This is a genomic window from Spirillospora albida, from assembly GCF_000718255.1.
GTDB lineage: Bacteria > Actinomycetota > Actinomycetes > Streptosporangiales > Streptosporangiaceae > Spirillospora > Spirillospora albida.
The window spans coordinates 34,406-52,751 of sequence record NZ_JOFJ01000025.1 but is presented as its reverse complement, the minus strand read 5'-3'; the positions used below and the strand labels follow the sequence as shown (position 1 = coordinate 52,751).

Genomic DNA, 18,346 nt, shown 5'->3' with positions numbered 1-18,346 from the left:
GAGAGGTCTGCCGGTCCGCTCCGTGAACCCTGGGTCGCCGTCCTGGCTGAACTCCCCCATCGGCGCACCCGCGCGCGGCCTGAGGATTTCCCGCCCGGCCCCGCGACTTGCCGAACCTTTACCGTCCGGACGTGACCCGGGCGGCTCTCGGGGAATCACGAGGACGGCGAGGGAGGGGCACACCCGACGACCGGAACGCGGGGAACGTTCGTCCCGCCCGGCTCGGCCAGCCCGGCCCGGACTCCTCCTTGCACCGCGGTACCCGCCGCCCGGCCACTCCCGGGCGGCGGTCCCATGTACCGGCGCCGTTCAGGCGAGCTTGGCGAGGACCACCCCACCGATGATCATCGCCAGCGCGGCGACGCGTCCGGCGCTGACGGGGTCGTCGCCCGCCACGACCCCGAGGGTGACCGCGCCGGCGGCGCCGATGCCGGTGAACACGGCGTAGGCGGTGCCGACCGGGACCCCGTCCATCGCCTTGCTGAGCAGCCGGATCGCGGCGGCGGCCAGCGCGAGGCACAGCAGGGTCGGCAGCGGCCGGGTGAGGTTCTCCGTCGGCTTGATGCTCTGCGACCAGGCGATCTCCACCAGACCGGCGAGCACCAGCACCGCCCAGCTCATCGCTGCGCCACCTCCCGGACCCGCGTCCGGGCCGCCGCGCGCGAGTCCGCCTGCGCGCCGCGCAGGTGCGCCAGCGCCGGGTCGACGAGCGCGTTGGTCAGCTCGGCGTGGACGAACGTCACGTCCTCGACGCCGAAATGCCCCCGGAAGAAGTCGCGGAGGTACCGCTCCTGGTGGTCGACGGGCTCGCGCGGCGTGCCCGGCCCGTACGCGCCGCCCCGCGCGCCGGTCACCACGAACCGCCGCCCCGCCAGGGACATCCGGGGGAACGTGACCTGGTCGATCCACGCCTTGAGCGCCGACGGGATCGAGAAGTTGTACATCGGCGTGCCGATCAGGACCGTGTCGGCGGCCACGAGCTCGTCCAGGAGCGGCTCGACGATCCCCCACGCCTCCTTCTGCGCGGGCGTCCGGGCGGCCTCGCGGTAGCGCGCGATGTCGGTGATCCCGTGTTCCAGGACGTGGTCGCACAGCTCCGTCCACGCTTCCCCGATGTGCGGGACGGGATCGGCCGCGAGGTCACGGTAGGTGTAGCCGCCGCCGGGGTGCGCGGCGCGCCACGTCCGGGCGTACTCCCCCGACAGCTCCCGCGAGATCGAGGAGCGGCGGGCGCTCGCGTCCAGGTGCAACAGCCGGCTCATCTCTGCCTCCCATAAGTGGACACCGTGTCCGCTTGCACTCTACGAACAACCGGACGCTCTGTCCACTTGTAGACTCCGGGCATGGAGAGAGCGGACGCGGCCCGCAACAGGGCCCGGATCCTCGAGGCGGCGGCCGCGCTGTTCGCCGCCGAGGGCGCCCCGAACGTGACCATGGACGACATCGCCCGCGCGGCGGGCGTGGGCCGCGGCACCCTCTACCGCCGCTACCCCGACCGCGCCTCGATCGCCCTGGCCCTCCTGGACGAGCACGAGCGCGTCCTGCAGGAGAAACTGCTGCGCGGCGAACCCCCGCTCGGCCCCGGCGCGCCCCCCGCCGAACGCCTGGCCGCCTTCTACTCCGCCATGGTGGAACTCCTGGAGGACCACGCCCACCTCGTCCTCGGCGCCGAGACCGGCCGCTCGCGCTTCGAGACCGGCGCCTACGGCTTCTGGCGCGCCCACGTCCACGCCCTGGTGACCGCCGCCGGAACCCCCGCCCCCGACGCCCTGGCCGACACCCTCCTGGCCCCCCTGGCCCCCGACCTCTACACCTACCAGCGCGACCGGGGCCTGACCCCCGACCGGATCACCGCGGCCCTGACCCACCTGGCCAAGGCCGCACTGTCCTGAAGACGCCGGTCAGGCGACCTGGACGACCGCCTCATGCCGCACCGGGAAGTCGACCGAGTTCGCGATGAAGCACAGCTCGTGCGCCCGCTCGTGCAGCGCGCCCGTCCGCGCGGCCTGCTCCTCCATCGCCACGATGACCTTCGGCCGCAACACGACCTCCTCGAACCGGCCACCGCCGTCCGGCGTCTCGACCATCGTCCCGCGCGGCCGGTCGGCGTACCCGGTGACGATCACCCCGTCCGCCGAGCACAGGTGCAGGAACCACAGCATGTGGCACTGCGCCAGCGAGGCCACCAGCAGCTCCTCGGGATTCCACCGCCCCGGATCCCCCCGGAAAGCGGGGTCGGACGACCCGAGAATGACCGGCTTCCCCTCCCCCGACACCTCATGCGCACGCGCGTAGTCCCGGTAGCCACTCGTCCCGCTCCCGAGGTCGCCGGTCCAGACGACGTCCACCTCATACCGATGGGCCCTGCCCATGCCCGCCTCCCTAATCACATACGGCCCCGGAGTCCGCCACCAACCAGGACGGGCAAGGCCCTCGCTCCAGACCGCACAGCATGAGCAGGAGACCACGCGGGGGATGAGTCGTCCGGTGCCTTCGGGCACGGTGAGCGCTGGTGCGGGCGGTGCCGGCATGGAAGCACCAGCACTGCCTGGTGGTCGGCCTTATATCGACCAGATGGCCACCGTTGGCCATAACTAAAAGTTACCGGCCGGTTCCACTGCGCGAGGATCGTGGTGCGGTCCAGTCTGAACACCGTTGAAGCCGCAGGGAAGCGGAGGCCCACGCGCACATGACCAGTGACTCCAGTGCGACTGGAGAGATCGGGGATGATGAGTGGCTCAGCCAGTACGGCAGCTTCGCCCAACTCATCGACGGCGAACCATTCAAAAATCGGCCTACAGGCGGCCAAACGGAGTTGTCATTCATACGCGGCAAAGCATCCGTCGACGAAGCGGCATCTTCGGTAAACCGAAGAAAGACGGCAGGAGCCACCGCCGGAGACGCTGTACGGTACGTCCTTGCAGGTAGGTTGCGTGCCGCAGGCTTCCGGGTATGGCCCACGCCAACGGCCTTCAATCCCCATCACGCTTCGGTGGCGACCATGGACGAACGCGCGGATTGGGCGGATGATGAGGTGGCCGCGTTCAAACGCTGCCTCGAAGGGGCGCAGTTCAAGTGGAAGGAGGGCAAGGTATGACCGAGCTCATTGAGGTCACGATCGGTGCTCGGCCGTGGCTGCCCTCTGAGGACGCTGTGGCCATCGCCGAGTTCGACAGGTTCAACTTCCCGACCACCGGCCTGATACGGCAGGGCTCCCGGCTGTACCTCTTCGACTGCGTGGACGGTCACGCCATGGAAGGGAACGTCTGGGTGTACGTCCAGGTCTCCGACCAGGGGGCAGAGACCCTCCGGCGTCTGACGGGCCGGGAACTGATCGATGGGGTCGACCGTGCCTTCCAGGGACGTCCGCTGATGGGAGTGCTGGCCATCGGCGGAAGGGTCCGTTCCGGTGCTCCGGTGTCGGAGCAGGCGGTGGCGGACAAGGGGCTCGGGCAGGCGCTGCTGGACGAACTGCAGCACGGCCGCCAAGTGGCCGCGAAAGCCGCCACAGACCTGCAACATCTCGTCAGCGCTTGAAGAGCGGCTGACGAGTAGCGCGCCCGGCGCGCGACCGCTTCGACGCTCAGCGCAGAGAGGTCGCCGCTTCGAGGCCCTCGTCGACTTCGGAGGCGCGCTCATACCGGACGCCCTCCCGCCCGGTGTTCCGTACGGCGAACCGGACACCGAGCAAAGCGAACTGCTGCTCGCGTCCATCAGCTCCGGAGCCCGTGCACTCCCCGGCACCCTGGACGAACTCCGCTACCAGACGGCGAGGGAAACGCCCTGGGTGAACCACATGGGCGACGCCGATTTCCTCGCCGCGTGGTTGCAGCACCCGCGCTTCCGCATGGTCAAGTAGACCGCCAGCCCGCGCAGGGATGGCGGCCGATGGTCTCCTCACCGCAGAGGGGCGCGGATCAGGTCCCACGGTCCGCTCAAGGTCTGCTCGTCCGGGTCGAGAGTCGCTGGAGCAGCAGGGCAAGACGGTGCTCGTGGTGCTCGCGCGGGAGCCGGCCGACGCGCGTCAGCGTCACGAGCCCGTGCAGCCCGCTCCACAGCACCTCGGTGAGCATGTCCACATCGTCGTCCCCGGCGACGGGCCGGACGGCCTGACGCAGCTCGTCGAAGCCGGCGTGCAGGGCGGCCGGTGCCTCCGGGGTGGCGAACGGCAGGTTCACGGCCTGGTTGAACATCGCGTCGTAGAGCGCCGGGCGTCGCTCACCGAACGCGGTGTAGGCCGCGGCGACGTCGGCGAGGACCTGCCGCGCGTCGCGAGCCGCCCCGCGGGCGGCGCGCAGCTCGGCGGCGAGGTCGGCGAACCCCTCGAGCGCGACCGCCGTCATGATCGCGTTCTTGCCCGCGAAGTGGCTGTAGAGCACCGGCTGGCTGTATTCGACGCGTTCGGCCAGCCGACGGGTCGTCACCGCCTCCCACCCCTCGGCCTCGGCCAGCTCGCGGGCCGCCGTGACGATCAGCCGCTCCCGCTCCGCTCGCTCCCGCTCCCGGCGGGCCTGAATCGACATGAGTGAATTCTAGCGGCGCTAGCGGGGTTTGCTGAAGCTATGTTAGCGTCGCACTTGTTCCTAGCGTTGCTAGCAATTGGAGATTCGATGCTGACCCCCATCGCGTACGGCCTGGCCATCGTGCTCGACGTCCTCGTCCTGTACGTCGGCGTGCAGTTCCTGCTGAAGCCGGTGCCCGCGGCGGCCGGCTACGGCGTGCCGTCCCCGGCCAGTGCCTACCTGACGATCAAGGGAGTCCGTGACGGCGGCTACGGCATCCTCGGCCTGGCCCTGCTGGCTTTCGCCGGCTCCCACGCGGCGGCCTGGTTCATGCTGGTCGTGGCTCTGAACCCGCTCGGCGACACCCTGATCGTCCTGCGCAACGGCGGCACCAAGGCCACGGCGTTCGGGGTCCACTTCGCCACCGCCGTGGCGGTCCTCGTGAGCGCCGCCCTTCTGTTCGCCGTGTGAATTCGGTCGGCGCCCACGCAGATCCGTCTCAAGGCAAGGCGCGTGCAGGGAGTGAGGGCCACCGCTCCGATGGCCGGGCCGAGTCGGACGCGGTGGTGCGGGGCGCCGTCTCCCGTCGGATCCGCGGGCGGCCGAGAGCGCCGGAGCCGGTGAGAGTGCAGGATGCGACAAGACCCCGCCGCGAGTGCTTGAGGACGGCGGGGTCTTGGTGTGCACGTCGGCCTTCGTCGACGATGCTCGCCAGCGGCGGTTCACGGCGGTTCACGGCGGTTCACGGCGGCTCACGGTAGAACCGCGCTGGGGCTTGCGCAGGATCAGCCGCCGGCCCGCGAGCGGTACGCGCCGTTGTTGTAGCCCGTCACCGCGACCCACGGCTTGTAGGTCCGGCCGTTGCCGGTGTAGTAGAACTTGCCCCGCACCCGGGCAGTCACCGAACTCCAGCTCGCGGGGTGGGTCGCCTTCCTCTTGGCCCAGCCGCGCCACTGCCACACGTGCTTGTTGTAGGTGTAGGCGCGGAAGTCCGCCCGGTAGGAGCGGACGTAACTGCCGTCCCAGCACCAGTTGAGCCGGTTGGTGACCATGATCAGCCAGCGGCCCTTGGCGGACTTGCGGCCACGGGTGCGCTCGTACCATCCGCACCGCTCGGCGGCCCTGATGGCCGCGGTCTCCTTGGCGCTGTACGGCTTGCCCGCGCGCTTGGCCTCGGCGAGGAGGGCCTCCGCGGAGATCGCCCCGGTGCGCGTGACGGTCACCTCCTTGCCGAAGTCGTCCTGAGCCGCGGACGGCTGGACCTTCGACCGGGTGTCCGCTTGGGCAGCGGGGGCCGAGACGAGCAGACCGGCGGCCAGAGCGCCGGAGATGATCGTCGCGGTGACGGAACGGCGCATGCATCCTCCATGTTCGACAAGGTGTGAGATCGCGAGTCAAGGTAACCGGAAGTATCAACATGATTGCGCCGTTTATCCCGTTTGTGGCCAATGTAGTGACCGATCCGTAATCACATGCTCACAATGAGGCAGATGACCGTTACGGACTGCCACATTTCCTTCGAGAAGAACGCCTCGGCGATCCGCTTCGCCGTCGCGCTCTCGGGCGAGTCGAGGCAGCAGGCGGGCGCGGGGGGGGGTGAGAAGCCGACGCAGGAGGCCACCGGTCCGGCCGCCGCAGGTCGACATCGGACGGCCGAGCGCTCCGGCGATCCCCCGGCGCCGAGCGCCTCCCATCCGCTACCGTCCTGACCTCAACTTGTGGGATCTGGGCAAGGGAGAAGCCCAACATATGGGGGTGAAGGGGTGGTGAGGGTCACGCAATCGGCTGCGGCGGCTTGGGACGCCGAGTACGCCAAGGGACGCTACCTGGACGAACCACCGGTCCCGTTCATCGGCGACATCATCACCGCCGCCAAGGCCTCCGCGTGCGGCCGCGGCCTGTACATCGGATGCGGTAACGGACGCAACTACGTCCCCCTCGTCGAAGCGGGCCTGGATCTGGTCGGCTTGGACATCTCGCCGGTGGCGGTCGAGCAGCTCTCGCGGCGGATGCCGGAACGTCGGGACCGGCTGGTTCACGGAGATCTCTCGGCACTTCCGGCCGGCGCGACGTACGACCTGGTGGTGGGCATCCAGGTCTTCCAGCATGGAGACCGTGCCGCCGCGCACAGCCGGATCCGCCACGCTCAGCGGCTGGTGCGCCCGGGCGGGCTGCTCGCCGTCCGCGTGAACTCCACCCGCACCGACCTGTGGCCCGATCACGAGGTGGTGGAGGCAGACCCGAAGGGCGCCGGTCTAACGCTGCGCTACCTGGCGGGACCGAAAGCCGGGCTGCTGATCCATTTCTTTGATGGTGGGGAGCTCGAGGAACTGCTCGCAGGGATGGAGCCCGTCCTGGTTCGGCGCGTGGTGAGCGCCCGGCGACCGGCCCCGAAACCGGGGCAGTGGTCGCAACACGAGGCGATCTGGCGGCGTGTCTCCTGATCGCCGACGCCGGCCGACCGCCGCGAGACGCGTACGGGCGGCGCGGGGCCGGCGGTGCTGGCGGGCCGCGCGGGTGATCAGCGGGGGCAGCGCGCCCAGACGATCTTGCCGCCCTCGGCCAGCGGGCGGACACCCCAGTCGTGGACGAGCCGCGTCATCATCGCCAGCCCGCGCCCGCAGATGGCGTCCGCGTCCTCGGGTCGGACGACAGGGTGTCCCGTCCCCTGGTTCCACACCTCGATCGTGACCAGGTCGTCGCGTCCGTCAGGGAAGATCCGGACGACGATGTGCCCGAATCCGACGTGCTTGAAGGCGTTCGTGACGAGCTCGGTGACCACGAGCCGCCCGACGAAGTCGTCCTCGATACCGAGTTCGCGGAACCGCTCCACCAGGAACCGGCGGGCGTGACCGGGCGCCCGGTCGTTCGGCTCCAGCACGAGCGCCGGCGCCTCGGGAGCGAGAGCGATGGGTGGCATGGGGACCCTCCAACATGGACGGTGGCGGCTGATCGCGGACGGGCTCTCATTACAAACCGGGAGATTCCATGCGCAATCACTCTGTGTTGTCGAACAACCACCATCCAGTCACGCGCTTAAGTACGATGCCTGGGTACCGCTGAAGCAGTCACCAAAAGCTCACTTCCCCTACCGCATCCGCTCACCAAGCCCCCGGGAGCGCTGTGACCGTCCTGAAGAACATCAAGCCGGAATTCCTGAGCTACGGTGCGGAGGTCCGGCGGCTCCGCAAGGCGGCCGGACTCACTCAGCAGGAACTCGCTGACCTGGTCAATGTGACCCGCAGTTACATCACGCAGATCGAGTCGGGCAAAGCCCGCTGCCGCCGCGACTTCGCCCTCAGGCTCGATCGGGGCCTGAAGTCCGGAACGACCCTCGTCGAGGCATGGGACGAGCTACTAGAATCGATCAAGTCCGACAAGTACCCCGAGTTCTTCGCCAACTTTCCCAAGGCCGAGCAGACGGCCATAATGCTCCGTGCCTATGAAGAAAGAATCGTTCATGGTCTGTTTCAGACCGAGCGTTACGCTCGATTCCTTCTGCAGGACGAAGACGCCGTCAAGAACAGGATGCGGCGTCAGGAGATCCTGTACCGGGTTCCCTGTCCGGTGGTGACGGTCGTCATGGACGAAAGCGTTCTTTATCGAGAGGTCGGCGGGAAGGAGGTGATGAGGGAGCAGCTTGAGTTCCTATTGGAACTCTCGAAGCGGGAGAGGGTGAACATCCAGATCGCGCCGATCCGATACATACGGAACGTGTGGGCCACCTTCGTCATCGCCACCTTGCCGGACCAGCGGCAGGTCGTCTACACGGCCAAGGCGTACGGCGGGGAGACCTCAAGCCGTCCGGACGAGCTCGCCTTGGTGAACGAGACCATGACGGTGTTGCAGGCCGAAGCGCTCAACGTGCACGACACTCGGGAACGGATCAGAAAGGTCATCGGAGAAAGATGGGCATAGGTATCGCGGTGTGGCGGAAATCGTCCCGGAGCAATGAATCTGGAGATGCCTGCATCGAGGTGGCATCCATCTCGGGTGGCGTGGCTGTACGCGACAGCAAGGATCCCGAAGGGCCCAAGATCATTGTGGGCCGAAAGGATTTTCGGCGCTTCGCCGAAGCTCTCAGAGCACTCTGAGCGAGCGACGGCCGGGTTGAGCCGTCCGAGGGCGGGTCGTCTGGGTTTCTGAGAATTACCCCATTGAGGCGTAGTATCCTGTTGGTTGCTCCCAGTGATCGTCGGTGAACAAGGGCGCGTCCTGCCTTCCGTGAACGCGGACGCCCTCGAGACGGGGAGCGTGGAGATGAGACGTGCTGTCACGGTCGCGCTGGTTGTCGGCGGCCTGCTCGTGACCACCGGCTGTGAGTCGGAGACCCCGGTACCGCAAGCGGTCAGCGCGACGCCGTCCACCAGCGCGGCCAGTAAGACGGCCACGCCCACCGCCACGCCGTCGAGCGAGGTGCGCACGGTCACCGAGCGCCAGAGGATCCCGTACCGGACGCGCAAGGTGAGCGACGCGGGTCTGGCCAAGGGCACCACCAAGGTGCGCAGGCAAGGGAGGGCGGGGATCAAGACCCTCACCTACCGGGTGACCCTCACCGGCGGCGTGCAGACGGGGAAGGAGCTCATCCGCCAGGCGGTCGCCAGGAGGCCCGTCGACCGGATCATCGCCGTCGGCACCAAGGCCGCGCGGCGGTGCGATCCCAACTACAGCGGCTGCGTCCCGATCGCCGACGATGTCGACTGCGCCGGAGGGAGCGGCAACGGGCCGGCGTACGTGACGGGGCCGGTCCGGGTGATCGGCTCGGACGTCTACGACCTCGACCGCGACGGCGACGGGGTCGCGTGCGACACCTGACGTGGACGCCCCGAAGCGGGATCAGATGGTGTGGACGTAGCCGAAGAACTCGTGGTCGGCGTTGTAGCCGCCGTACCCGCCCGCGACATCGGCGAAGCTGGCCACGAAGTCGATCCCGGCGATCCACTTGACCTGCTTGAACCCGTGCTGGATCTCGTTGCGCAGCCGCAGCGGCGCGCCGTGCCCGTACGTCAGCGGCTCGTCGTTCATGTCGTAGGCGAGCATCGTCAGCCGGTACCGCATCTGCTCGATCGGGTGGACGTCGTAGTACAGGCCGCCGCTCGGGCCGTCACCGAGCGAGTAGAAGACCACCCATTTCGCCTCGGGATGCGGCTGGACGAGGTCCAGGATCGTCGACATCGACACCCCGCCCCATTTCGCGATGCCGGACCAGCCCTGGACGCAGAAGTGCTGGGTGATCTGCTCATGGCGCGGCAGCGCCCGCAGATCGGACAGGCTGAGCTCGACCGGGTGCTCCACCAGGCCGTGGACCTTCAGCCGCCATGACGCGAACCCCTCATCGAACATCGCCTTGTACTCCGGCGTGCGCGGGAAGGCGCCGTTGTGCCAGAAGTACGGGGAGATGTCCTTCTCGGTGTACTGGCCCGGGGTTGCGTCCACATGCTGGAAGAGCCGCTGGATCGGCCTCACCAGAGCGGATCCCACGCGCTGCACGAGGCGCGGGTACTTCAGCGTGAACGGTGTCGCGGCGACCCACGCGGCGATGAGCAGCGCCAGGACGACCGCGAACACCGCCAGCCCGATCCAGCTGGTGTCGTCGCGTCCGGCGTAGATGTGGTTGAGGTTGCGGCGCAGCCCGGTCGTGAACACGAGCGTGACGTGGACGACGATGAAGAGCACGAACCAGACCATCACCAGGAAGTGCAGCGACCGCGCCACCTGGATGCTCAGCACCCGCGACACCGGCTTGATGCGCGTCGACAGCGCCGGCGACATGCCGAGGCCGGTGATGAGGGCCAGCGGCGCGGCGATGAAGACGGTGACGAAGTAGGCCAGCATCTGCAGCGAGTTGAAGGCCGTCCAGCCGCTCTCGACCGGCCAGTCCAGCGACATGTACTGGATCAGCACCGAGACGGCGCTCGGGAACACCTCCCAGCTCGTCGGGACGATCCGGCGCCAGTGCCCGGTCGAGAACAGCAGCACGTAGAACACGATCCCGTTGACCAGCCACAGCACGTCCAGGCCGAGGTGCCACCAGCGGGCGAGGCCGATGGAGTGCCGCAGGCCGGGGAGCCCGAAGTGCTTGGGCAGGGTGACCGAGTCCTGCTTGGCGGTCCATAGCGGATCCTCGGGCACGGGCTTCTGGAAACGGAACCAGTCCTTGCCGGGCGTGGAATGGCGCGTCCAGTACAGCCGGGCGTGGTCGGCGAGGATCTGGATGCCCGACCGGATGATGAAGAGCATGAACACGAGGTTCACGAAATGCTGCACCGCCGCCCACCACGGCATGCCGGGCTCGGCGGCGGCGGACACCGGAAGGGTGCCGGGGTGCCGCTCGATGAAGCCCGCCATGTGCTCCCGGAGCTCCTGCGCGACCGCGACGGCGACGAGGAGCAGCGCCCACCCGATCGGGACGAGCCACAGCAGGTTGAACCATTTGTTACGGCCGACGCGGATCCGGGGCGCGATCCCGGACGCGGCGGGCAGCGACCCCGACCATTTCTCCAGGTCGACCGCGTCTCCACCTCGGGAGAGCCGGTCGCGGTACTGGTCGAGTTCCCTCGGGCTGACCGGATGCTCCACCCGGTGCTGCCCGGCGGGCCCCTCCCGCACACTCACCGGGACGTCCCGGAACGCGTACTGCGGGCGATGGGCACGGAATCGGCACTCATGGTGGGACCTCTCGCACTATGGGCGGAACACGCAGGGTCACGTACCCGTCGACCCCGCGACCGCACCTCCGCCTCGCCCACTCACCCGCTGCCTGTACGAACACGTGAACCGCCCATGACCGGCGCTTCAGCGGCAGGGGCCGGTCCGGCCGAGGGGTTCGCGACCCGGGACGGAATTCACCGCTGCCGGGCACGGCCTGGCCTGGCATGACGAAGGCCGGCGCGGTGATCCCCCCAAGGTCACCGTGCCGGCCTGCGTTGTCCACGATGCCGCCCCCGCGGCGATCGTGCCGGGATGTGATGACGCCCCCGCGTCGACCACGCCCCTCCGTCCGGAATGCGGCGACGCCCCCCGCGTCCACCACGTCCCTTGATCTGGTCCGGCTCGGCGACGCCCCCGCGTCCGCCGTGCCGTTGCACCATCCCCATCGGCCGCCCCGGGACGGGCCTGAGAAAAACACCGAAAAAGGAACCGAGAACTTCCCGATCATCAACCGTCCCGCTCGGCGGGCGGTTCCGCCGCCGAACCGCCCCCCCCGGCCCGGCCGACCCCGTCAGGGGTAGGGGCCGTGTCGGCCGAGGGGCTCGACGGGGGTGGCCCCGGGGCGGGTCCACTGCGGTACGAGGCGGCGAATTCCGTGCGCTGGAACGGCCGCGGCCCTGCTGCCGGAGAGCCGGGGCAGGGGAGATAAGGCGATCGCCGTGGTCCGTCCGCCTGCCGAGGCCGCCCGCAACGGTCGGCGCGAGGACGCGACCGAGCGGGCACGAGCGCGCCCGAGGCCGGATCCGCGCCTCCCATCCCAGGTGACAAGGGACGGGAGGCGTGGACGAGCGGATCAGGCGAAGATGTCCTGCGCGTGGTCGACGACGACGGCGCGCTGAAGCCAGCGTTCGAGCTGCTCGACATCGGTGCAGGAGGTCACGCGCTCGCGGACGTCGGTGGGGACGCGGAGTTTGCGCGTCGCCAGGACGAGGAGTATCGCCCTCGCCTCGCCGAGGGCCTCACCTTCGGCGCGTCCCTCGGCGCGTCCCTCGGCGCGGTGGGTGCGGGCGAACTCGGACTGCCACTCGTAACCCTTGGTCTGCACTTCCTTCTCCAGGTTCTCCCGGGCGGCTTCGGACAGGTGTGCCTGCAGGTAATCATGACAGAGCAGCCTGAGGTGGTCCGGGACCACTTCGAGGGCGACGGAGGTGCTCTGGATGACCTCCGTGCCCGTCGGGCCGTCGGCATGGGCCGGGGCGCTCATGATGGTGAGCTCCGGCATCTCGCGGGCCTTCGCCGGATCCGTGATGGGCGGCAGAAGGCCGGGGTGGACCGTCAGGGGCTCCAGGCAGAACTTGGGATGCCCCAGTTTGATTGGTTTACCGCATTTGCGAGCGACGGATTCGTTGGGGCAGAAGACCAGGAGCGTGACGTCGCACTTGCGGCGCAGGCGCAACAGCGTGAGGTACGCGGGCCAGCTGTACTCCTTGTCCGGGTCGAACCTCATCTGCGATTCCACGACGATCCCGTGGTCGGGGTGTCCGGGAATCCGAGCAGGACGGTCGAGTCGCAGCGCAGCTCGATGGGGTCGGCGGCGGCGTAGGACTCGGAGGCGAGGGTGATCTGGTCGTCCTCGCCGGGCATCTCCAGAGCGAAGACGGTCCGCAGGATCAGGGGGACGAGCTGGGGCCGGTTGCGGACCATTTCCAGATGCAGGAGATTGGGTGAAATGTCGGGCGCTTGAGAAACGTCAGGTGCCGAAGAGCTGGACGATCCGCAGGGCGCCCGGGCCGATGATGATCACGAAGAGGGCCGGGAAGAGGCAGAGCAGGAGCGGGAAGAGGATCTTGATGGGGACCTTCTGGGCGGCCTCCTCGGCGCGCTGGCGGCGGCGCAGCCGCATCTCGCGGGCCTGCTCGCGCAGGACGCCCGCGATCGGGATGCCCAGCTCACCCGCCTGGACGACGGCGGTGGCGAAACCGCGGAGCTCGGCGACGGTCGTGCGGCCCGCCATGGCGCGGAGGGCGTCGGCGCGGGGCAGGCCGATCCGCATCTCCTGCAGGACGCGGGCGAACTCGCCGGCGAGGGGCCCCTCGGCGTTCTGCCGCACCTGGGCCATGGCGGCGTCGAACCCGAGGCCCGCCTCGACACCGATGGTGAGCATGTCCAGGACGTCCGGGAGCGTCTTGGCGATCTCCAGCTGGCGGCGGGTGCCGAGGTTGTGGATCAGCAGGTCGGGGAGCAGGAAGCCGCCGGACGCCCCCAGCGCGACGCAGAGCACGAAGGCCACGGGGCCGCCGAGGCCCGCGCCGAACAGGACGCCGAGGAGCACGCCCGCGCCGAGGGCGGCGCCCTTGGCCTGCATGACGCGCTCGACCGTCCAGGACGGGGGGTTCCCGGCCAGGGCGAGGGAACGGTGCAGGCGGGCGATGAGGCCGGCGGGCGTCAGGCGGCGGCCGATCCGGCCGAGGCGGGCGGCCAGGGGCGCGAGGACGCGGTCGCCGAACGGCTCCGCCTCGGGTTCGGCGGCGGGCTCGGGCGGGCCGTAGACGTGCCGGAGGGACGCCAGGCGCCGCTCCGGGACGCGCCGCGACCGGCGTCCCGCCAGCAGGGCGAGGGCGATGCCGCCGTAGAGGGCGGCGAGCCCGGCGAGCAGCAGCATCAGACCTCCACCTTGATCAGGCGGCTCATCCAGAACGACCCGGCGGCGACGAACAGGACGGCGCCGGCCAGCATCGCGATGCCGATCGGCTCGGTGTAGAGGACGCGGACGTACTCGCCGCGCATCAGGAACATCCAGCCGCCGACGCAGATCGGCAGCGCGATCAGCACATAGGCGGACAGGCGCCCCTCGGCGGTGAGGGCGTGGACATGGCGGCGGAGCCGGGCGCGCTCCCGCATGGTCTCCACGGCCGTCTCCATGATCTCGGCGAGGTTGCCGCCGACCTCCCGCTGGATCCGGATCGCCATGACCAGCCAGGACAGGTCGCGGCAGGCGGTCCGTTCGGCGGTGCGCTCCAGGGCGTCCTCCAGGTCGACGCCGATGCGGGTCTCGGCGAGGGCGCGGCCGAACTCGGTGCCGACGGGGTCGGCGGACTCCCGGACGAGGGCCGCGAGGGCCTGCCCGAGGGAGAACCCGGAGCGGAGCGACCCGACGACGAGCTGGAGGGCGTCCGGAAGCTGCTCGGCGAACCGGCGGGTGCGGCGGGACGCGCGGCGCCGCCGGTAGGCCGCCGTCCCGGCCCAGGCGGCGGCCGGGCCGAGGAGGATCCCGAGCAGCGGCGACAGCAGGACGGCCAGGACCAGCAGCGCCGCGGCGGCGGTCCCGACCCGCAGCAGCAGCCATTCGCGGGGCAGCAGCCGCATCCCGGCCTGTTCCAGCTGGACGGCGAGCCGGTCGTGCAGGCCCCGCGCCCGGACGACCCTGTCGCTGAGCGCGAGCGCCATGTCCGGCAGGGCGCGGGAGGCGGCGCCGGGCGGGGCGGCGCGCCCGGCGGTGAGGCCCTCCAGTTCGGCGAGGCGGCGGCGGCCGAGGCCGCGGCGGGCGGGGGCGATCGTGGCGGCGCCGAGCAGGACGGCGGCGAGCATGGCCGCGCCGCCCGTCCAGTACAGCCAGGGCGGCGGCCCCGGGGACGCGGTCACGGCGCGGGGCGCGCCGGCGGTGGCGGCGCGGGGGTCGGCGGCGAACGCGACGGTGACGCCGGTGCCGAGCGTGCGGCCCCCGGCCGCCGCGGTGATCGACAGCCGGGCGGTGCGGGCGGCGAGGGCCGCCGGGACCTCGACGGTGACGCGGACGGGGGCGGTGAACGCGGCGGCGGCGTCCAGGAACACGCCGGCGAGGGTGCCGCTCTGCGCGGCGTGGTGGAGGGTGCCGCGCCCCGCGTCGGCGATCCGCCGGAGCGCGGCGGGGTCGGTGCCGGTGCCGAACGCGACGACGTCGACGGAGCCGTCCTGCCGGTCGAGCCGCCGGGCGAGGAGCGGAAGGGAGGTCGCGGACGCGGTGTCGGCGCCGTCCGACAGGACGAGCAGCCGCCGCTCCCCCGCCGGCTGGGCCGCCAGCAGCGCGACGCCTGCGGCGACGCCGTCGTAGAGGGCGGTCCTCGCCCCGGCGCGCAGGTTCCCGGCGGCGGCGGTGAACGCGGCCCGGTCGGTGGTGGGGGCGAGGACGGTGCGGGCGGGCAGCCCGGCGGTGACGAGCCCGATCCGGAGGGACGCGGGGACGGCGGCGGCGTAGCGGCGGGCCGCGTCCTGCGCCTCGGCGAGGGGGCGCCCCTTCATCGAGCCGCTGGTGTCGATCACCATGACCACGGTGCGGGTGACGTCCGCGCGGCCGGACGAGGTCGCCTCGACGGTGGCGGGCAGCGCCCGGCCGCCGGCGGACGCGGTGATCCGCGCCTCGTCCAGCGTGACGCCCTCGGGCAGGCCCCGCGCGCTCAGGTAGAACTGCGCGGACCCGGGCACGGCCCGCACCGCGCCGACGTCGAGGGATCCCTCCCCGGACGGCGCGGCCAGCGCCCCCGGGGACGGAACGCACACCGCCAGCGTCAGCGCGACGGCCCAGGCGGCGGCCCGGAGCGTCACCATGGCGCGGTATGTCCGAAGAGGCCCGGTGGGACGGTCACGCCCGCCTTGGCGATCTCCTCCAGGAACGCCGGGCGGAGGCCGGTCGGGACGAGGGTCCCCCGGTAGCGGCCGGTCTCGTCCATGCCGGCGCGGTAGTCGAAGACGAAGATGTCCTGGAGGGTGACGATGTCGCCCTCCATGCCGGTGACCTCGCTGACGTGGGTGATGCGGCGGACGCCGTCCTTCATCCGGGACACCTGGATGATCACGTCGATGGCGGAGGCGATCTGCTCGCGGATCGCGCGGGCGGGCAGGTCGACGCCCGCCATCAGCACCATCGTCTCCAGGCGGGCGAGGGCGTCGCGGGGCGTGTTGGCGTGGACGGTGGTGAGGGAGCCGTCGTGGCCGGTGTTCATGGCCTGGAGCATGTCGAGGGCGGCGCCGTCGCGGACCTCGCCGACGACGATCCGGTCGGGCCGCATGCGCAGGGCGTTGCGGACCAGGTCCCGGATGGTGACCTCGCCGCGCCCCTCGGTGTTGCGGGGCCGCGACTCCAGCCGCAGGACGTGCCGCTGCCGCAGCTGCAGTTCGGCGGCGTCCTCGATCGTGACGACCCGGTCGCCGGGCGGGATGAACCCCGACAGCACGTTCAGCGTGGTCGTCTTCCCCGAGCCGGTGCCGCCGCTGATGACCATGTCGAGGCGGCCACGGACGCAGGCGTCCAGGAGTTCCGCGACGGGCGCGGTGATGGTGCCGAACGAGATCAGGTCGTCGACGGTGTAGGGGTCCTTCGCGAACTTCCGGATGGTGAGGAGCGACCCGTCCAGCGCGATCGGGCCGACGACGGCGTTCACGCGGCTGCCGTCGGGCAGGCGGGCGTCCACCATCGGGCTGGCCTCGTCGACGTGCCGGCCGACGCGGGACACGATCCGGTCGATGACGCGCCGCAGGTGGGCGTCGTCGTGGAAGTGGGCGTCGACCTCCGTCAGCCGCCCGCCGCGCTCGATGAAGATCAGATCGGGGCCGTTGACCATGATCTCGGTGACGTCGGGGTCGCGCAGCAGCGGCTCGAGGGGGCCGTGGCCGAGGATCTCGTCGGTGACGTCCGCGACGACCCGGGTCCGGTCGGCGGCGGTGAGCGGGGTCTCCTCCCAGGTCAGGACGTCCTCGACGGTCTCGGTGACGCGGCGCCGCAGATCGTCGTCGCCGCCGACGTCCGCGTACAGCTGCGGGCCGAGCACCTCCAGCAGCGACCGGTGGACGCGCCGCCGGACGGCGGAGAGGGCGTCGGCGGGCCGTTCCGCGGGCTCGGGCCGGACGTGCCGGGGCGCGGGCGCCGGGGCGTCCGGGGCGGGGCCGTCGGGTTCGGGGCGCGAGGGCTCGGGGCCGCGCCGGCCGGCGAGGTAGTCGTTGAGTCCCATGGTCTACGAACCTTCCTTGCGTCGCAGGCCCCGCCGCCTTCCGCGCCCGGACGCGGCCGGGGCGGGCACCGCGTTCAGGTGCCGGACGGCGAGGTCGGAGATGGCGCGGCTCACCGCGTGCCGGGGCTGCGCGGCGGTCAGCGGCACGCCCTTGTTCAGGGACGCGGGGACGTCCGCGCTGGAGGGGATGTGCGCCCCGATCGGCACCCGCAGGATGTGCTCGACGTCGTCCATCGTCAGTCCCACCGGCGACCCGGACCGGTTCAGCACCACGGTCCGCCGCCCGGCCGGATGCCCCAGCAGGTCGAGGGTCTCCAGCGCCACCCGGGTGTTCTTCAGGGTCAGGACGTCCGGTGCCGCCATCAGCAGGGTGTGGTCGGTGATCTCCAGCGCGGCGAGCAGCGGGTCGGAGAAGTGCGCGGGGGTGTCGACGACGACGTGGTCGAACATGCCGCGGGCCAGGCGCAGCACCTCGCCGGCGAGCGCGCCGCCGACGTGCTCCCCGTCGGTGGGCCGGACGGGTGCGAGCAGCGCGTCCAGGCCGGGCCGGGCGTGCGTGAGCAGGGACCGCAGGCCGGTCTCGTCGAGGCGGTCCGCCATGGTGACGGCGTCGCCGATGCCGCGTTCGGGGTGCAGCTGGAGCGCGACCGCGACATCGCCCATCTGGACGTCCAGGTCGACGATGAGGACGCCCCGCCCGCCGCCCGCCGCGAGGGTCACGGCGAGGTTCGTGGCGAGGGTGGTGCGGCCGCAGCCGCCCTTCGTCCCCACGACCGTGACGATCTTCCCGTCCCCGGCGGGGGCGGTGTCACCGACCGGGACGGCCGGGGGCGCCAGGTGCCGCGCCACCTCCAGCGCCCGCGTGCACGCGTCCCGGACGCCGGCGGGGTCGCGCGGGTCGGCGATCTCCCGGATCCCGGCGCGCAGGGCGTCCCGCAGCAGGTCGGCGTCGGCGTCCGCGCACAGCAGGACCACGCCCGTCCAGGGCCGGGCGGTCCGCAGCTCGGCGGCGATCCGCAGCGCGTCCGCGGCCGGCGCGCCGGGTCCCGCCACGATGAGCGGCTCGCGCGGGTCGGCGGCGAGCCGCGCCGCGACCTCGTCCGCCGTCGCGGCGGCCCGCACCGCGTCGCCCGCCCACAGGGCGCCGCCGAGCAGGGCGGCGAGGCCCCGGGCGGCGTCCGGTCGCGGCTCGTAGAGCACCGTCATCGC

The 18,346-nt window shown here is 71.2% G+C and carries 23 protein-coding genes; 10 read left to right on the top strand and 13 right to left on the bottom strand.

What is annotated here, in order from left to right:
• Positions 1-309: 309 nt before the first annotated feature.
• Together IE99_RS0125985 and IE99_RS0125980 are read right to left on the bottom strand one after the other, a co-directional pair.
• Entirely contained in the window at positions 310-621 is a 312-nt protein-coding gene (locus IE99_RS0125985; protein WP_030176387.1) for a DMT family transporter, read from the bottom strand.
• Positions 618-1,262 (bottom strand): FMN-dependent NADH-azoreductase, encoded by a 645-nt coding sequence (locus IE99_RS0125980; RefSeq protein WP_030176384.1) that lies wholly within the window; start codon positions 1,260-1,262, stop codon positions 618-620. Before IE99_RS0125980 ends, IE99_RS0125985 begins: the two co-directional genes overlap by 4 nt.
• Before the next feature lie 81 nt (positions 1,263-1,343).
• Between IE99_RS0125980 and IE99_RS0125975 the strand changes: the two genes are divergently transcribed.
• Positions 1,344-1,892, top strand: a complete 549-nt coding sequence (locus tag IE99_RS0125975; RefSeq protein ID WP_030176382.1) for a TetR/AcrR family transcriptional regulator — start codon at positions 1,344-1,346, stop codon at positions 1,890-1,892.
• Between the two features lie 9 nt (positions 1,893-1,901).
• Here the strand turns inward: IE99_RS0125975 and IE99_RS0125970 are convergent, their stop codons facing one another.
• Complete coding sequence (locus IE99_RS0125970) at positions 1,902-2,372, bottom strand: OsmC family protein (RefSeq protein WP_030176379.1); 471 nt, start codon at positions 2,370-2,372, stop codon at positions 1,902-1,904.
• A gap of 317 nt (positions 2,373-2,689) precedes the next feature.
• On the opposite strand from IE99_RS0125970, the gene IE99_RS32150 reads away from it, so the two are divergent.
• The 3 genes from IE99_RS32150 to IE99_RS33735 are packed head-to-tail and all read left to right on the top strand — an operon-like array spanning position 2,690 to position 3,859.
• Positions 2,690-3,097 (top strand): hypothetical protein, encoded by a 408-nt coding sequence (locus IE99_RS32150; RefSeq protein WP_157610494.1) that lies wholly within the window; start codon positions 2,690-2,692, stop codon positions 3,095-3,097.
• A complete protein-coding gene (locus IE99_RS0125965) occupies positions 3,094-3,537 on the top strand; it encodes a hypothetical protein (RefSeq protein ID WP_030176376.1) in 444 nt (147 codons plus the stop codon). Before IE99_RS32150 ends, IE99_RS0125965 begins: the two co-directional genes overlap by 4 nt.
• Positions 3,521-3,859: a DUF6368 family protein gene (locus IE99_RS33735; RefSeq protein ID WP_425423858.1), complete on the top strand. Its 339-nt coding sequence runs from the start codon at positions 3,521-3,523 to the stop codon at positions 3,857-3,859. The genes IE99_RS0125965 and IE99_RS33735 overlap by 17 nt, the downstream gene beginning before the upstream one ends.
• Before the next feature lie 76 nt (positions 3,860-3,935).
• Here the strand turns inward: IE99_RS33735 and IE99_RS0125955 are convergent, their stop codons facing one another.
• Positions 3,936-4,523 carry a TetR/AcrR family transcriptional regulator gene (locus IE99_RS0125955; RefSeq protein WP_030176371.1) on the bottom strand — a complete coding sequence of 196 codons (588 nt, stop codon included), beginning with the start codon at positions 4,521-4,523 and terminating at the stop codon, positions 3,936-3,938.
• An 87-nt stretch (positions 4,524-4,610) separates the two neighbouring features.
• Here IE99_RS0125955 and IE99_RS0125950 point away from each other — a divergent pair, with 87 nt between their 5' ends.
• Positions 4,611-4,973, top strand: a complete 363-nt coding sequence (locus tag IE99_RS0125950; RefSeq protein ID WP_030176367.1) for a DUF4267 domain-containing protein — start codon at positions 4,611-4,613, stop codon at positions 4,971-4,973.
• Between the two features lie 314 nt (positions 4,974-5,287).
• Here IE99_RS0125950 and IE99_RS0125945 read toward each other — a convergent pair whose 3' ends face one another.
• Positions 5,288-5,860, bottom strand: a complete 573-nt coding sequence (locus IE99_RS0125945) for a hypothetical protein (protein WP_030176365.1) — start codon at positions 5,858-5,860, stop codon at positions 5,288-5,290.
• A gap of 123 nt (positions 5,861-5,983) precedes the next feature.
• Here IE99_RS0125945 and IE99_RS32495 point away from each other — a divergent pair, with 123 nt between their 5' ends.
• Together IE99_RS32495 and IE99_RS30755 are read left to right on the top strand one after the other, a co-directional pair.
• Positions 5,984-6,211 (top strand): hypothetical protein, encoded by a 228-nt coding sequence (locus IE99_RS32495; protein ID WP_169744482.1) that lies wholly within the window; start codon positions 5,984-5,986, stop codon positions 6,209-6,211.
• 54 nt (positions 6,212-6,265) lie between these two features.
• Entirely contained in the window at positions 6,266-6,946 is a 681-nt protein-coding gene (locus IE99_RS30755) for a class I SAM-dependent methyltransferase (protein WP_030176363.1), read from the top strand.
• A 77-nt stretch (positions 6,947-7,023) separates the two neighbouring features.
• Here IE99_RS30755 and IE99_RS0125930 read toward each other — a convergent pair whose 3' ends face one another.
• On the bottom strand, positions 7,024-7,422 hold the full coding sequence (locus IE99_RS0125930) for an ATP-binding protein (protein WP_051713261.1): 399 nt from the start codon (positions 7,420-7,422) through the stop codon (positions 7,024-7,026).
• A gap of 203 nt (positions 7,423-7,625) precedes the next feature.
• On the opposite strand from IE99_RS0125930, the gene IE99_RS29765 reads away from it, so the two are divergent.
• The 3 genes from IE99_RS29765 to IE99_RS31480 all read left to right on the top strand — a co-directional run bounded on the left by IE99_RS29765 (position 7,626) and on the right by IE99_RS31480 (position 9,317).
• Positions 7,626-8,420, top strand: coding sequence for a helix-turn-helix domain-containing protein (locus IE99_RS29765; RefSeq protein ID WP_037560095.1), 795 nt, complete (start codon positions 7,626-7,628; stop codon positions 8,418-8,420).
• Positions 8,411-8,596 (top strand): DUF397 domain-containing protein, encoded by a 186-nt coding sequence (locus IE99_RS31485; protein WP_084219940.1) that lies wholly within the window; start codon positions 8,411-8,413, stop codon positions 8,594-8,596. Before IE99_RS29765 ends, IE99_RS31485 begins: the two co-directional genes overlap by 10 nt.
• A gap of 166 nt (positions 8,597-8,762) precedes the next feature.
• Positions 8,763-9,317 (top strand): G5 domain-containing protein, encoded by a 555-nt coding sequence (locus IE99_RS31480; RefSeq protein WP_084219956.1) that lies wholly within the window; start codon positions 8,763-8,765, stop codon positions 9,315-9,317.
• Positions 9,318-9,338: 21 nt separating this feature from the next.
• On the opposite strand, the gene IE99_RS0125915 is transcribed toward IE99_RS31480, so the two are convergent.
• The 7 genes from IE99_RS0125915 to IE99_RS0125885 form a co-directional block, all read right to left on the bottom strand.
• Positions 9,339-11,117: a molybdopterin-dependent oxidoreductase gene (locus tag IE99_RS0125915; RefSeq protein WP_211258923.1), complete on the bottom strand. Its 1,779-nt coding sequence runs from the start codon at positions 11,115-11,117 to the stop codon at positions 9,339-9,341.
• An 889-nt stretch (positions 11,118-12,006) separates the two neighbouring features.
• Positions 12,007-12,660: a hypothetical protein gene (locus IE99_RS0125910; RefSeq protein ID WP_051713260.1), complete on the bottom strand. Its 654-nt coding sequence runs from the start codon at positions 12,658-12,660 to the stop codon at positions 12,007-12,009.
• Positions 12,657-12,857, bottom strand: a complete 201-nt coding sequence (locus IE99_RS30745; RefSeq protein ID WP_030176350.1) for a hypothetical protein — start codon at positions 12,855-12,857, stop codon at positions 12,657-12,659. Before IE99_RS30745 ends, IE99_RS0125910 begins: the two co-directional genes overlap by 4 nt.
• Before the next feature lie 46 nt (positions 12,858-12,903).
• Complete coding sequence (locus IE99_RS0125900; protein WP_051713259.1) at positions 12,904-13,815, bottom strand: type II secretion system F family protein; 912 nt, start codon at positions 13,813-13,815, stop codon at positions 12,904-12,906.
• A complete protein-coding gene (locus tag IE99_RS30740; protein WP_051713258.1) occupies positions 13,815-15,737 on the bottom strand; it encodes a type II secretion system F family protein in 1,923 nt (640 codons plus the stop codon). Before IE99_RS30740 ends, IE99_RS0125900 begins: the two co-directional genes overlap by 1 nt.
• Positions 15,731-17,137 carry a TadA family conjugal transfer-associated ATPase gene (locus IE99_RS0125890; protein WP_030176345.1) on the bottom strand — a complete coding sequence of 469 codons (1,407 nt, stop codon included), beginning with the start codon at positions 17,135-17,137 and terminating at the stop codon, positions 15,731-15,733. The genes IE99_RS30740 and IE99_RS0125890 overlap by 7 nt, the downstream gene beginning before the upstream one ends.
• Before the next feature lie 3 nt (positions 17,138-17,140).
• Entirely contained in the window at positions 17,141-18,343 is a 1,203-nt protein-coding gene (locus IE99_RS0125885) for a CpaE/TadZ family protein (RefSeq protein WP_051713256.1), read from the bottom strand.
• Positions 18,344-18,346: the final 3 nt, after the last annotated feature.

Coding starts and splice junctions, on each gene's coding strand:
- IE99_RS30745 (WP_030176350.1), bottom strand. CDS start 12,857: ATGGTCCGCAACCGGCCCCAGCTCGTCCCCCTGATCCTGCGGACCGTC.
- IE99_RS31480 (WP_084219956.1), top strand. CDS start 8,763: ATGAGACGTGCTGTCACGGTCGCGCTGGTTGTCGGCGGCCTGCTCGTG.
- IE99_RS0125965 (WP_030176376.1), top strand. CDS start 3,094: ATGACCGAGCTCATTGAGGTCACGATCGGTGCTCGGCCGTGGCTGCCC.
- IE99_RS0125975 (WP_030176382.1), top strand. CDS start 1,344: ATGGAGAGAGCGGACGCGGCCCGCAACAGGGCCCGGATCCTCGAGGCG.
- IE99_RS32495 (WP_169744482.1), top strand. CDS start 5,984: ATGAGGCAGATGACCGTTACGGACTGCCACATTTCCTTCGAGAAGAAC.
- IE99_RS0125910 (WP_051713260.1), bottom strand. CDS start 12,660: ATGAGGTTCGACCCGGACAAGGAGTACAGCTGGCCCGCGTACCTCACG.
- IE99_RS30740 (WP_051713258.1), bottom strand. CDS start 15,737: ATGGTGACGCTCCGGGCCGCCGCCTGGGCCGTCGCGCTGACGCTGGCG.
- IE99_RS0125890 (WP_030176345.1), bottom strand. CDS start 17,137: ATGGGACTCAACGACTACCTCGCCGGCCGGCGCGGCCCCGAGCCCTCG.
- IE99_RS0125930 (WP_051713261.1), bottom strand. CDS start 7,422: ATGCCACCCATCGCTCTCGCTCCCGAGGCGCCGGCGCTCGTGCTGGAG.
- IE99_RS0125970 (WP_030176379.1), bottom strand. CDS start 2,372: ATGGGCAGGGCCCATCGGTATGAGGTGGACGTCGTCTGGACCGGCGAC.
- IE99_RS0125900 (WP_051713259.1), bottom strand. CDS start 13,815: ATGCTGCTGCTCGCCGGGCTCGCCGCCCTCTACGGCGGCATCGCCCTC.
- IE99_RS0125980 (WP_030176384.1), bottom strand. CDS start 1,262: ATGAGCCGGCTGTTGCACCTGGACGCGAGCGCCCGCCGCTCCTCGATC.
- IE99_RS0125950 (WP_030176367.1), top strand. CDS start 4,611: ATGCTGACCCCCATCGCGTACGGCCTGGCCATCGTGCTCGACGTCCTC.
- IE99_RS0125945 (WP_030176365.1), bottom strand. CDS start 5,860: ATGCGCCGTTCCGTCACCGCGACGATCATCTCCGGCGCTCTGGCCGCC.
- IE99_RS0125885 (WP_051713256.1), bottom strand. CDS start 18,343: ATGACGGTGCTCTACGAGCCGCGACCGGACGCCGCCCGGGGCCTCGCC.
- IE99_RS31485 (WP_084219940.1), top strand. CDS start 8,411: ATGGGCATAGGTATCGCGGTGTGGCGGAAATCGTCCCGGAGCAATGAA.
- IE99_RS32150 (WP_157610494.1), top strand. CDS start 2,690: ATGACCAGTGACTCCAGTGCGACTGGAGAGATCGGGGATGATGAGTGG.
- IE99_RS0125955 (WP_030176371.1), bottom strand. CDS start 4,523: ATGTCGATTCAGGCCCGCCGGGAGCGGGAGCGAGCGGAGCGGGAGCGG.
- IE99_RS0125985 (WP_030176387.1), bottom strand. CDS start 621: ATGAGCTGGGCGGTGCTGGTGCTCGCCGGTCTGGTGGAGATCGCCTGG.